Consider the following 12,730-nt stretch of genomic DNA (forward strand, 5'->3'; position numbering starts at 1 on the left):
GGGTTGCGTATACTACGCTTTCCCGCCTCAGAGTCAAGCGTTAATTTACGCTTAATTCCGTTTTGATTCTTGCTGCCAGGCCGGCGTGTATGCCGTTGTGCCGTGTCAGTGGAGGCGCATTATAGGGCGTTCTCGCTGACTGACAAGCCCTATTTTCAAATAATTTTTCAACCGTTTCTTTTTTGCTCAACACCGTCTTAAAGTGGCAGTTTTTCGAGCTTTTTAAAGCCATATCGTTCAAGAACTGGCCGTAACTGTTCAGTTTCCTCTGTCATCGCCATGCAATAGGCAAGGTTCTCATCCGCTGATTTTGCATCCGGCGCTTCATGCTCCAGCAGCCAGGCCGTTCTACGCGCTATCGCCGCACCGGAGTCTACCAGCCGGGTGCCTTCCGGAAGTACCGCCATCAGTTCTTCATGAAGCAAAGGGAAATGGGTACAACCGAGCACTACGGTATCCGGCGGCTCCGGCATACGCAGCCACGGGCGCAGAATACGACGGAGTTCATCCAGCGGGACCGTTTCGCCATGCAGCTTCGCTTCCGCCAGCTCCACCAGTTCTGCCGAGCCAAGCATTTCAATCTGGCATTCGGTAGCGAAGCGCGCGATAAGCTCATGCGTATAAGGACGGCGCACCGTAGCGCGGGTGGCAAGCAGCCCAACCACGCCATTCGCCGTGAGCCGTGCAGCGGGTTTAATCGCAGGGACTACCCCTACAACCGGGAAAGCGAACTTTTCACGCAACGCAGGCAGCGAAACCGTGCTGGCGGTATTACAGGCGATAATGGCCAGCGCCAGCGGATAACGCTGCTGGACCGCAGTCACTATCTCAACGACTCGCTCAACGATAAACGCTTCGGTTTTCTCGCCATAAGGGAAAGCCACATTATCGAAGGCGTAGAGATAATGAAGGTCCGGCAGAAGCTGCCGGACTTCATCATAAACAGAAAGCCCACCGACGCCGGAGTCAAAAACCAGCACGGTAGGCCGGGCATCAGAAGGTGTAGCTGCCAGACAAGGTGTATTCTCGTCCTGCAGTTTGATAGCCATAAGCTGTCTCGTAATCTTTATCGAACAGGTTAGCTATTTTACCACGAACTGTGAGATGAGAGGTCAGCGGATAAGAAGCAGAGATATCTACCGTGCTGTAGCTTGGCAACACACGCTGCTCTGGGTTATAGCTGGAGCTTCGGTTGTCATAGCGCTTGCCAAAGTACTGCCATGCAATATCCATATCCAGATTAAACATCGTCCAGTCCAGCTGATATTTTGCCTGACGTTTAGAGCGGCGCGGCAATACTTCATCCGTTTCATCATCACGCGGGTCGATATACTGCAGCGTTACACGATGGCTAAAGATCCCCGTATCTACGCTGCCGGTCCACTCCACACCTTTGATAGTCGCCGAGTTGATGTTGTAATACGCGTCATCGTCATAAGTGATGAGGTTATCAATCTCATAACGATACGCCGACAAACGCCAGTCCAGCGGCCCCGTCAGCCCTTCAAGACCCGCTTCCCATTGTTTCGACTCTTCCGGCTTAAGGTTCGGGTTAGAAGCAATGCCGAAGCGCCCGGCGCCATACTGCTGGCCTAAAGAAGGCGCGAGAAAACCGGTGCCGTAAGAAACGGTTGCTCGGTAGCCTTCGATAAACTCCCAGCCTGCCGCCGTCTGCCAGGTGCCGTGCCAGCCAAACTCGTCGTCGTTATCCTCACGTCCGGAAGCCTCCAGCGTCACATCGCCGAACTGCTGCTGCCCGGTAAGGTAAAGCCCGGTATTTTCGCGTTTATAGGTATCGCGGGAGTAGTCGTCAGAGGAAGCCAGACGCTCTTGCTTCCAGTCCGCCCCTGCGCTTACCGAGCCATGACCGACAATAAGGTTATTGCCCCACTGGATATAACGCTGCTCCATATCATCAAGCGTAGTGCCATCCTCATAGCGGCCATATACGCTGCTGTAGTTGTAATCTTTAATTTTCTGGTAATTGGCAATGAGCTGAGAAGAATAGATACCGGAATTGAAACGCAGGCCCGCATCCCAGTTCTGGTTATAGAGTTGATGTTCATCGCCGCCAGCGTCATATCCATAGTCACCCTGGTCGTAATCCGTATTGTTGCTAAAGCTATAGCCACGGAAGAAGCCGTCAAAACTGTCATTGAACTTGTGCTCAAGACCGCCCCAGAACGTTTTATTGCGGTAGCCATCACGATCGCTGTCGCGGCTCCAGCTGGAGTCTGGCTGAACGTTAAACCCCCTGGTGCTTTTGTAGGCCCCGGCAATTGTCGCGACCGTATTGCCAAAGCGCTGACGTAGCGCGCCGTCATACTCCTGGTAGTGGCGTGAACCGAAACCGGCATTAATTTGCGATTTCGCGTCACTCGCCTGGGTAATAATATTGATTACCCCGCCTATAGCGCCGGAGCCATACACAGCAGAGCGCGGGCCGCGAATATATTCAATGCGCTGAACCAACGAAATCGGGATTTGATTAAGATCCGGATCATTGGAAATACCGGAACGCGCAACAGGAACGCCATCCACCAGCACCAGCGCATGTTTAGCTTCTGTGCCTCGGATAAAAGTTGAAGAAGTCTGGCCCATGCCGCCGTACTGGGCAATATCGACGCCCGGCAAACGGCGCATGACATCGCTTAAGGATTTCGCCTGCCAGCGGTCGATCTGCTCACGCGTAATCACTTCTGTCGGCGCCAGAACAGTATTCACAGGCTGCTGAAAACGGTTTGCGGTGACTACCATTGAATCCGAGCTTGTTTCCTGCGCCCAGCCAGAAAAAGCCGTGACGGAAAGCGCCGTCAACAGCGAGACTTTTTTTATCATCATTAACAAAGCATCCGCTTAATACGAAGGATGCCGCAGTCACGATCGGTAGAACGCGACGATCGTGCAGAGTGCGACGTGTTTCCGGCAGGTCTTCGGGCTTGGAGGCGTAAAGTGGACGATGACTTCCCGCTTATATAAGCAGTGTCTGCGAATCGCTATCATCCCGCCTGTCTTTACCGCTGCGCGTCAGCTCCAGCTTTTCACTGGATTCCCTTTTCACTCAAGGAGACCGGAACGCGCATGCTACATTCAGCACCATATAGATGTCCAGACTGCTATTAATATTGCGTAACATTCGTTTCGGGCTGGACATCACGCCTGCATTCCCTACAATCCCCGCGTAAATTTTTATCACTCAGGAAGCATAATGACGCCCGAACACCTCCCGACAGAACGGTACGACGCTCAACTGGACGAGAAAATGGTACGCCTGCAGGACATGATGGCTCCTTTTAACGCGCCGGCGCCGGAGGTGTTTCGCTCGCCGGTAAGTCACTATCGCATGCGCGCCGAGTTCCGCGTCTGGCACGATGGCGACGACCTCTACCATATTATTTTTGATCAAGAGACCCGCCAGCGTATCCGCGTGAACAGCTTCCCGGCGGCAAGCGAGCTGATTAATGCGTTAATGCCCGCCATTATTGATGGCGTGCGCGATAACCCCACGCTGCGTCACAAGCTGTTCCAGATTGATTACCTGACGACGATGAGCAATCAGGCGGTGGTCTCGCTGCTTTATCACCGTAAGCTGGATGAAGCCTGGCGGGAGCAGGCGACTGCGCTGCGCGACGCGCTGCGTGCGCAAGGGTTTGATGTGCACCTGATTGGCCGCGCGACAAAAACCAAAATCGAGCTCGACCAGGATTACATTGACGAGCGCCTGCCGGTGGCGGGAAAAGAGATGGTGTATCGTCAGGTAGAAAACAGTTTCACGCAGCCTAACGCGGCGATGAATATTCAGATGCTGGAATGGGCGCTGGATGTGACGAAAGGCGCCCGCGGCGACCTGCTGGAGCTCTACTGCGGCAACGGCAACTTCTCGCTGGCGCTGGCGCGCAACTTTGAGCGCGTACTGGCGACGGAAATCGCCAAACCTTCGGTGGCCGCTGCGCAGTACAACATCGAAGCCAACCACATCGACAACGTGCAGATTATCCGCATGTCAGCAGAAGAGTTTACGCAGGCCATGAACGGCGTGCGCGAATTTAATCGTCTGCAAGGGATCGACCTGAAAAGCTATCACTGCGAGACGATCTTCGTCGATCCGCCGCGCAGCGGGCTGGATGCCGACACGGTAAAAATGGTGCAGGCTTACCCGCGCATCCTTTATATCTCCTGCAACCCGCAAACCCTCTGCGGAAATCTGGAAACGCTGTCGCAAACGCATAACGTTGAACGTCTGGCGCTGTTCGATCAGTTCCCTTACACCCATCACATGGAATGCGGCGTGCTGTTGACGGCAAAAGGCGCAGCGAAATAAGTTCTCGCCGCGCCTGACGACGCGAAGCGGAGTCTTTCTCCGCTTCGTTCGGCTTTATGAACTGGCGCTAAGGTGTTCGTATTTACGCTTCGGCTCTTTGATCACCGTCCAGACAATCGTCATCGCCAGCATTTCAAAAATGGTCAGCATGACGAAAAGGGGCGAAAAGCCGATTGTTTCTACCAACGCCCCGACCACCAGAGTAAAGATGGTGGAGCCGCCCCAGCCAATCATCCCGGTCAGGCCGTTCGCGGTCGCCACTTCATTACGACCAAACAGATCGGAAGAGAGCGTAATCAGCGCGCCTGACAGAGTCTGGTGCGCAAAGCCGCCGAAGCAGAGCATCAGAATGGCGAAGTAGGGATTACTGTAAAGACCAATCAGCCCCGGACCAATCATACACAGCGCACCGACCGTCACCACCAGCTTACGCGACACCACCAGCGTCACGCCAAAACGCTTCTGGAAAAAGCCGGGTAAATAGCCGCCAACAATACATCCCACATCGGCAAATACCATCGGCAGCCAGGCCAGCATAGCTATTTGCTTAATATCCATGCCGTAAGCTTTAAATAAAAAGAGCGGTATCCAGGCGTTCAACGTGCCCCATGCTGGTTCGGCAAGAAAACGAGGCAGCGCGATCCCCCAGAACTGGCGGTTTTTCAATAAAGTTGAAACCGGCGCTCTTTTATTATTAGTTGCCTGGTGCTGCTCTTCCTGACCTTCTTTAATATATTTAAGCTCTTCCTTAGAGATATTTTTATGTTTATCAGGGCTGTTATAAAATTTATACCAGGCGATAGCCCAGATTAAGCTTACACCGCCAGTAATAAGGAAGGCGAAGTTCCAGCTGTGCGCCAGAATCGCCCAAGCGACCAGCGGCGGAGCGATGACCCCGCCAATAGCAGCACCGGCGTTAAACCACCCTACCGCCACGGAACGCTCTTTAGCCGGGAACCATTCCGACGAGGCTTTCAGCCCGGCCGGGATCACCGCCGCTTCGGCAGCGCCCAGCGCGCCGCGCAAAAAAGCGAGGCTGCCCCAGGAGCCGGCGAAAGCGTGCGCCATATTTAGTAACCCCCACGCAACAGCGAAAATAATATAGCCTGTTTTCGTAACAAGAAAGTCAAGAATAAACCCTGCGACTGGCTGCATTAATGTATAACAGCCTTTAAAAACGGCATCGATATAAGAATACTGCTGAATGGTAATATTAAGTTCATGCATCATTGTCGGCGCCGCCACCGATAATGAGTTTCTTGCCAGATAGTTTAATACGGTCGCCAGCATGACCAGGCCGATCATGTACCAGCGTAACCCTTTTATAATTTTCATCAGGACACCTGTCATCTCACACTTGAAGGATGGAAACGCATATCCATTTAAAATGAAATAGCGTTCCATAATGTTATTTAATCCCTTTATGGAAAGTCGTGACAGCTATCCCACTCTGCAAATGATGAAAATTAGCAATTATTTGTGGTTCAAGTATTGGTTTGATTTATTAATTAACAACAAAGAAACAAGGTTCATATTAATAACAAACATTGTTTTGTAGAATGGTAGTAATAAAAGCCAGATGAATCGCAGTCTGATTTATTTTTTAATGGCGTGGAGGCCTGATGCCGTGCGGCCTGGCAAGAAAACGGTTTCACCCCAGGTTCGTGCTTATAGCAATAATGAAAAAACAGCGGCCAGGCCGCAGTGCGCAGGATGAAAAACGGAAAACAGAACGCAGATCAAAAGCGTGTTTATACGCTTTTTGCGCAAACTCTTTTTAAGTTCAAACTCGGGTGCGGCGCTGTTGCTGATAATGCGCGGAAAACGGCGCCAAAAACAAAGGGCGCCAGGGCGCCCTTTCTACTTTCCGCTCTGGCGCTTAATCCAGAGACTGGTTTTTACGACGACGCAGGCGAAAGCCAATCCAGAACAGCAGCACAACGGAGAGCACCGAAGGCAGGAAGTTGGAGCCAATCGCCGGGTATTCCGCACGTACTACCGCGCTGTACAGCAGCACGCCCAGAATAAAACAGGCGGCGGCAAGGCCCGGCAGGCCCACGGGCATGGTGCGGTTCTGGTAGCGCTGATGCAGGCAGTACACCGTCAGCACCAGCGAGATAATCGGAAAGATGGAGAAGGGTACGATGGAGCTGAACAGCGCCGCGAAGGTGCCGTTGATAGAAAGGCCGGCGATGAGCGCCAGCAGCAAGGTACCTTTTTCTTGAGTAGAAGTTTTCATTGTCTGTCCTTCAGTTTTCAGCGTGGTGCGACATCTTTTCCTGTTCACGGCGATACCAGTAATAAGCGCCTTTGGAGATCATCCGCAGTTGCAATACCAGCCGCTCTTCCAGTTGCCTGCGCTGTTCCGGCCCGACATCAAGCGCTTCGGCCCCGGCGCTGAAGACGATAGTCACCATCGCTTCCGCCTGAGCTTCCGTAAAACTGCGCGGCATCGCGTTTTCGAGCTCCAGATAATCGGCAAGTTCCGCGATAAAGTGCTGAATTTCCCGCGCCACCGCCGCACGAAAGGCCGCCGACGTGCCGGAGCGCTCCCGCAAGAGCAGGCGAAATGCGTTCGGGTTGTTGCCGATAAATTCCATAAAGGTGGAAACGGAAGTGCGGATCACGCTGCCGCCTTTAGCGATGCGCTGACGCGCCTGGCGCATCAGCTGGCGCAGCATCAGGCCGCTCTCATCCACCATCGTCAGCCCCAGCTCATCCACGTCGCGGAAATGCCGATAAAACGAGGTAGGCGCGATGCCCGCTTCGCGCGCGACTTCGCGCAGGCTCAGGCTGGCAAAACTTCTTTCAGCACTAAGCTGACTGAACGCGGCTTCCACTAAAGATCGCCGGGTTCGTTCTTTCTGTTGCGCTCTTACACCCATCACGTTTGCCTGAATCCTTCCTGTTGAAACGGCACTATACCAGAGAACAAAATTACCGGGTTTATACTGGATTGTGAATGATTGTTTACGCGCGCCATCTCCCGTTAACAAGGAAATAACCGCGTGATAATTGGGTTAACCGCACAGAGATGTTACTATTCTGTTGTTTTTATGTATAAGAATAAGGTAAGCCTTACCATGCCACAGACCTACGATTATGACGTAATAGTGATTGGCTCCGGCCCCGGCGGCGAAGGCGCCGCGATGGGACTGGTTAAGCAGGGAGCACGGGTAGCGGTAGTCGAGCGCTACCATAACGTCGGCGGCGGTTGCACCCACTGGGGCACTATCCCGTCGAAAGCGTTGCGCCACGCTGTCAGCCGCATTATTGAGTTCAACCAGAATCCTTTATACAGCAGCCATTCCCGCCCTCTCCGCTCTTCTTTCGCCGATATTCTCAACCACGCCGACAACGTCATTAATCAGCAAACCAACATGCGGCAGGGTTTTTATGAGCGCAACCGCTGCACTATTTTGCAGGGCGACGCCCATTTCGTTGACGATAATACGCTTGCGCTCGCCTGTCCGGACGGCTCGGTGGAAACGCTGACTGCGGAGAAGTTTGTTATCGCCTGCGGCTCACGTCCTTATCATCCGGCAGACGTCGACTTTAACCACTCCCGCATCTACGACAGCGACTCTATCCTCAGCATGCATCATGAGCCGCGCCACGTGATTATTTACGGCGCTGGGGTTATCGGCTGCGAATACGCCTCTATCTTCCGCGGCATGAACGTCAAGGTTGATTTGATAAACACCCGCGATCGCCTGCTGGCGTTTCTCGACCAGGAGATGTCAGATTCCCTCTCCTACCATTTCTGGAATAGCGGCGTGGTGATTCGCCACAACGAAGAGTACGAAAAAATCGAAGGGGTGGACGACGGCGTTATCGTTCACCTGAAGTCAGGCAAAAAAGTAAAAGCGGACTGCCTGCTCTACGCTAACGGTCGCACCGGCAATACCGACTCGCTGGCGTTGCAAAATATCGGGCTGGACGTCGACAGCCGCGGGCTGCTGAAAGTAAACAGCATGTACCAGACCGCGCTGCCGCATATCTACGCCGTGGGCGATGTTATCGGTTATCCGAGCCTCGCCTCCGCTGCTTACGACCAGGGCCGCATCGCCGCGCAGGCGATGATCAAAGGCGAAGCCTCCGCCCATCTGGTGGAAGATATTCCTACCGGCATTTACACCATTCCGGAAATCAGCTCGGTCGGAAAAACCGAACAGCAGCTGACGGCGATGAAAGTGCCGTATGAGGTGGGACGCGCGCAGTTCAAACACCTGGCGCGGGCGCAAATCGTTGGGATGAACATCGGCACGCTGAAGATCCTCTTCCATCGCGAGACGAAAGAGATCCTCGGCATTCACTGCTTTGGCGAACGCGCGGCCGAAATTATTCATATCGGCCAGGCGATAATGGAGCAGAAAGGCGGCGGCAACACCATTGAGTACTTCGTTAACACCACCTTTAACTACCCGACCATGGCGGAAGCCTATCGGGTCGCTGCGTTGAATGGCTTAAACCGCCTGTTTTAACGCGGCGTCGAAATGGCCATCCATCTGTTTGCGGATGGCCTCCGCCAGTTGCTCATAGCGGCTGCGCAGCGGGGAGCCCGGACGGTAAACCAGACCGATGGTGCGTTTCGGCTCCGGCTTCACGCACGGCAGGTAAACCACGCCGTCGCGATGACGCTCCGGCGGCACGGCAAGCGACGGCAGCAACGTAATGCCGCTGCCTGCGGCGACCATATTGCGCAGCGTTTCAAGACTGGTGGCGCGGAAATGGGTGTCTTCATCGGCGCCCGCTTCAAAGCAGAAGCCCATCGCCTGATCGCGCAGACAGTGGCCATCTTCCAGCATCAGCAGTTTTTCACCGGCCAGCTCGCCCATCGGCACGCGGTCGCGGTTCGCCCACGGGTGATCTTCATACACCGCCAGCATCATCGGCTCGTCGAAAAGCGGCACCTCAATAAAGGATTCGCTCTCTTTCACCAGCGCCAGAATGGCGCAGTCGAGCTTGCCGCTGTCGAGTTGCGCCAGCAGCTGATGCGTCTGCGCTTCGTGCAGGTACATCTCAAGCTTCGGGAAAGTCTGGTGCAGCATGGGGATCACCAGCGGCAGCAGATAGGGGCTGATGGTAGGGATAAGGCCGATGTGCAGCGGGCCGGACATCGCTTCGCCCTGCTGGCTCGCCATCTCTTTAAGCACTTTGACTTCGCGCAGCACGGTGCGCGCCTGATCGACCAGCAGCAGCCCCGCCTGGGTGAACAGCACTTTACGGCTGGTGCGCTCCAGCAGCATTACGCCCAGTTCATCTTCCAGCTTGCGGATCTGCCCGCTCAGCGTAGGCTGGCTGACATGACAAGCGTCCGCCGCGCGGCGAAAATGCCGGTGTTCGGCCAACGCCACCAGGTATTCAAGATCACGAATATTCATTAATCATCCTCCGCCGCCACGATAGTTCATGGCGATAGATATCATAGCAATCAACGATTATCCCTATCAAGTCAGAATATGAATAATAGGCCTCAGCGGCAGGATACTTAACTAATCGACCCCTTAAGTTGAGAACCTGCCGGCAGAGAATCTCTCTGACCTGAATAACTAAAGCCAACGTGAACTTTTAGCGGACCTGATGTCCGCTTTTTTTTTGCCTGCGGAAAGCCGCGTAAAAATGAAAAAAAGCCCGGCGACAAGGCCAGGCTGAGAGGAGCAAAGCAAAAAAGTTAAGCCAGCCGTTGCTTCGCGGCGTCAATCGCCAGCTTCACCTGTACCGGAGAGACGCCGCCTTTGGCTGCGCGCTTATCCAGGCAGGATTGCAACGACAGGAGAGGGTAAACATCCTCGCCGATTACAGCACTGAATTGTTGCAAATCATCGAGCGCGAGCGCTTCCAGCGCTTTGCCCTGACGAATCGCCTCCACCACTGCTTCGCCAACGATATGGTGCGCCTCACGGAACGGCACCCCTTTGGCGACCAGATAATCGGCAAGCTCGGTGGCGTTCGCATAACCCTGCTGCGCCGCTTCCTGGCAACGCGGACGCTTCACCTGAATGCCATCCAGCACCAGCGTCGCCATGTGCAGGCAGTCAAGCCAGGTGTCAATTGCGTCGAACAGCCCTTCTTTGTCTTCCTGAATATCTTTGTTGTATGCCAGCGGCAGCCCTTTGAGGGTCATCATCATGCCGGTGAGCGCGCCCTGCACGCGGCCGCATTTGCCGCGAATCAGCTCCAGCGCGTCCGGGTTTTTCTTCTGCGGCATTAATGAAGAGCCGGAAGTGACGCGGTCGGAAAGTTCGACGAAGCCCGCCTCGCCAGAGTTAAAGAAAATCAGATCTTCTGCAAAGCGCGAAAGGTGCACCATGCCGATAGAGGCATCCGAGAGCAGCTCCAGCACGTGGTCGCGGTCAGAAACGCTGTCCAGGCTGTTGCGCGTCGCCGATGCGAAGCCGAGCCAACCCGCCAGCTGTTCGCGGTCGATTTCATAAGCCGTGCCTGCAAGCGCGCCGCTGCCAAGCGGGCTTACATCCAGGCGCTTGAGCGTATCCTGCAAGCGGCTTTCGTCGCGGACCAGCATTTCAACATAAGCAAGGCACCAGTGGGCGAAGGTCACCGGCTGGGCGCGCTGCAGGTGGGTATAACCCGGCATCACCGCGTCCTGCGTGTTTTCCGCCGTGGTCACCAGCGCGCTCTGCAACTGGCGGTTGGCCGCCAGCAGTTCGCCGACCTGCTCTTTGCACCAGAGCTTAAGGTCCGTCGCCACCTGGTCGTTACGGCTGCGTCCGGTATGCAGCTTTTTGCCAAGCGCGCCGACTTTATCGATAAGCTTGCCTTCCACCCAGCTGTGGATGTCTTCAGCGTCGCTTTCCAGAATCGCCTGCGGGTTTTCCCGCACCTCTTCCAGCAGTACCGACAGCGCGTCTTCCAGCTGCTGCTGTTCCGCGCCCGTCAACACGCCTACCGTCACCAGCGCTTTGGACCAGGCCACCGACCCGATGATGTCCTGCTCAGCCAGTCGGTAATCAAAGCGTAAGGAGTCGTTAAACTGTTTAAAACGCTGATCCGCTGCCTGAGTAAAACGTCCGCCCCAAAGTGCCATAGTTACGCTCCGTAAATTCCTGTCCTGATTATCTTTTTACTGGCGGGTAACGCGCGCGCTTTCCCGCCAGACAACATACTTAGGCTCGCTCAGGGCGGATAAGCGAAGCGCCGCCCGCCCTTTGCATCAAGCCTGATTACTTCTTCTGCTCGTTCAGCGCGCGAATGCGTGAAGAGAGCGAGAACAGACGGATAAAGCCGCCCGCATGGCTGTGGTCGTACACTTCGTCCTCGCCGAAGGTCGCGAACGCTTCGTTATAGAGGCTGTTCGGCGATTTCTTCTGAATCGCAGTAACCTGGCCTTTATAGAGCTGCAGCACCACTTCGCCATTGACCTGCTCAGCCAGCGACTCTGCCGCCGCCTGCAGAGACTGACGCAGCGGGGCGAACCAGCGGCCGTCGTACACGACGTAAGACATCTCAAGGCCAACCTGTTCGCGCCATTTGAAGCTATCGCGATCGAGCACCAGCTGCTCAACGCCGCGCAGCGCGGCCATCATGATGGTGCCGCCCGGGGTTTCGTAGCAGCCGCGGGACTTAATGCCCACCAGACGGTTTTCCACGATGTCGATACGGCCCACGCCGTGCTTCGCGCCAATCTTGTTCAGCGCTTCCAGGCACTGGAACGGAGAGAGATGCTCGCCGTTCACCGCCACCACTTTGCCTTTTTCGACGGTTACGGTGACCTGCTCAGGCTGGTCCGGCGCTTCCAGCGGGTCGACGGTCCAGACCCAGCAATCTTTGTTCGGCGCGTTCCACGGGCTTTCCAGCACGCCGCCTTCGGTGGAAATGTGCCAGGCGTTCTCGTCACGGCTGTAGATTTTCTCAAGCGTGGCGGTGGTCGGGATATCACGCTCTTTCAGATAATCCAGCAGCGCTTCACGGGAACGCAGGTTCCACTCGCGCCACGGGGCGATCACTTTCAGGTTCGGCGCCAGCGCCGCCCAGGCGGATTCGAAACGCACCTGGTCGTTGCCTTTACCGGTCGCGCCGTGGCAGAGCGCGTCCGCGCCCACTTTGTTCGCCACGTCCACCAGCGCTTTCGCGATCAGCGGACGCGCCATGGAGGTGCCGAGCAGGTAGCTGCCTTCATACAGCGCGCCGGTCTGCAGCACCGGGTAAACGTAATCTTTGATGAACTCTTCACGCGCATCGACGACGTAGCATTCAGAAGCGCCGGAGCGCAGGGCTTTTTGTTCAACGCCTTTCAGGTCGTCGCGATCCTGGCCGATATCCACCACGCAGGCGACCACGTCGCAGCCTTCATAGTTCTCTTTCAGCCATGGAATGATGGCGGAGGTATCCAGGCCGCCGGAGTAAGCAAGAACAACTTTTTTGATGCCGTGATTTTGCATTGTCGTT

10 protein-coding genes and 1 riboswitch are annotated in these 12,730 nt (G+C 55.2%); of the genes, 2 read left to right on the forward strand and 8 right to left on the reverse strand.

Translation table 11 applies throughout. The features are described 5' to 3' along the window. Window positions 1-197: 197 nt before the first annotated feature. Together murI and btuB are read right to left on the reverse strand one after the other, a co-directional pair. A complete protein-coding gene (gene murI, locus IEX01_RS18720) occupies window positions 198-1,049 on the reverse strand; it encodes a glutamate racemase (RefSeq protein WP_188724340.1) in 852 nt (283 codons plus the stop codon). Next, the gene (gene btuB, locus IEX01_RS18725) at window positions 994-2,838 is read right to left on the reverse strand and encodes a TonB-dependent vitamin B12 receptor BtuB (RefSeq protein WP_188724402.1); all 1,845 of its coding nucleotides are present in this window, start codon (window positions 2,836-2,838) and stop codon (window positions 994-996) included. Before btuB ends, murI begins: the two co-directional genes overlap by 56 nt. Window positions 2,839-2,907: 69 nt before the next feature. Next, window positions 2,908-3,089: riboswitch (cobalamin riboswitch) on the reverse strand. A 119-nt stretch (window positions 3,090-3,208) separates the two neighbouring features. On the opposite strand from btuB, the gene trmA reads away from it, so the two are divergent. After that, window positions 3,209-4,321 carry a tRNA (uridine(54)-C5)-methyltransferase TrmA gene (gene trmA / locus IEX01_RS18730; RefSeq protein ID WP_188724341.1) on the forward strand — a complete coding sequence of 371 codons (1,113 nt, stop codon included), beginning with the start codon at window positions 3,209-3,211 and terminating at the stop codon, window positions 4,319-4,321. A gap of 54 nt (window positions 4,322-4,375) precedes the next feature. Here trmA and IEX01_RS18735 read toward each other — a convergent pair whose 3' ends face one another. From IEX01_RS18735 to fabR, 3 genes are all read right to left on the reverse strand, one after another. Then, a complete protein-coding gene (locus IEX01_RS18735) occupies window positions 4,376-5,656 on the reverse strand; it encodes an MFS transporter (RefSeq protein ID WP_188724342.1) in 1,281 nt (426 codons plus the stop codon). A 544-nt stretch (window positions 5,657-6,200) separates the two neighbouring features. Further along, window positions 6,201-6,560: a YijD family membrane protein gene (locus IEX01_RS18740; RefSeq protein ID WP_024557939.1), complete on the reverse strand. Its 360-nt coding sequence runs from the start codon at window positions 6,558-6,560 to the stop codon at window positions 6,201-6,203. A gap of 10 nt (window positions 6,561-6,570) precedes the next feature. After that, complete coding sequence (fabR, locus tag IEX01_RS18745) at window positions 6,571-7,209, reverse strand: HTH-type transcriptional repressor FabR (protein WP_034881898.1); 639 nt, start codon at window positions 7,207-7,209, stop codon at window positions 6,571-6,573. A gap of 195 nt (window positions 7,210-7,404) precedes the next feature. Here fabR and sthA point away from each other — a divergent pair, with 195 nt between their 5' ends. Then, complete coding sequence (sthA, locus tag IEX01_RS18750) at window positions 7,405-8,805, forward strand: Si-specific NAD(P)(+) transhydrogenase (RefSeq protein ID WP_024557937.1); 1,401 nt, start codon at window positions 7,405-7,407, stop codon at window positions 8,803-8,805. On the opposite strand, the gene oxyR is transcribed toward sthA, so the two are convergent. From oxyR to IEX01_RS18765, 3 genes are all read right to left on the reverse strand, one after another. Then, window positions 8,788-9,705 carry a DNA-binding transcriptional regulator OxyR gene (oxyR, locus tag IEX01_RS18755; RefSeq protein WP_024557936.1) on the reverse strand — a complete coding sequence of 306 codons (918 nt, stop codon included), beginning with the start codon at window positions 9,703-9,705 and terminating at the stop codon, window positions 8,788-8,790. The two genes, sthA and oxyR, sit on opposite strands and share 18 nt — an antisense overlap. A gap of 290 nt (window positions 9,706-9,995) precedes the next feature. Then, on the reverse strand, window positions 9,996-11,369 hold the full coding sequence (gene argH, locus IEX01_RS18760) for an argininosuccinate lyase (RefSeq protein ID WP_188724343.1): 1,374 nt from the start codon (window positions 11,367-11,369) through the stop codon (window positions 9,996-9,998). A 136-nt stretch (window positions 11,370-11,505) separates the two neighbouring features. Continuing rightward, window positions 11,506-12,723 (reverse strand): argininosuccinate synthase, encoded by a 1,218-nt coding sequence (locus tag IEX01_RS18765; protein WP_024557934.1) that lies wholly within the window; start codon window positions 12,721-12,723, stop codon window positions 11,506-11,508. Window positions 12,724-12,730: the final 7 nt, after the last annotated feature.

The organism is Franconibacter daqui, from assembly GCF_014644275.1.
Classification (GTDB): Bacteria; Pseudomonadota; Gammaproteobacteria; order Enterobacterales; family Enterobacteriaceae; genus Franconibacter; species Franconibacter pulveris.

Excerpts from the sequence above, each read along its gene's own strand:
- btuB (WP_188724402.1), bottom strand. The coding sequence starts at position 2,838 with ATGATAAAAAAAGTCTCGCTGTTGACGGCGCTTTCCGTCACGGCTTTT.
- IEX01_RS18735 (WP_188724342.1), bottom strand. The coding sequence starts at position 5,656 with ATGAAAATTATAAAAGGGTTACGCTGGTACATGATCGGCCTGGTCATG.
- IEX01_RS18765 (WP_024557934.1), bottom strand. The coding sequence starts at position 12,723 with ATGCAAAATCACGGCATCAAAAAAGTTGTTCTTGCTTACTCCGGCGGC.
- murI (WP_188724340.1), bottom strand. The coding sequence starts at position 1,049 with ATGGCTATCAAACTGCAGGACGAGAATACACCTTGTCTGGCAGCTACA.
- argH (WP_188724343.1), bottom strand. The coding sequence starts at position 11,369 with ATGGCACTTTGGGGCGGACGTTTTACTCAGGCAGCGGATCAGCGTTTT.
- oxyR (WP_024557936.1), bottom strand. The coding sequence starts at position 9,705 with ATGAATATTCGTGATCTTGAATACCTGGTGGCGTTGGCCGAACACCGG.
- sthA (WP_024557937.1), top strand. The coding sequence starts at position 7,405 with ATGCCACAGACCTACGATTATGACGTAATAGTGATTGGCTCCGGCCCC.
- IEX01_RS18740 (WP_024557939.1), bottom strand. The coding sequence starts at position 6,560 with ATGAAAACTTCTACTCAAGAAAAAGGTACCTTGCTGCTGGCGCTCATC.
- trmA (WP_188724341.1), top strand. The coding sequence starts at position 3,209 with ATGACGCCCGAACACCTCCCGACAGAACGGTACGACGCTCAACTGGAC.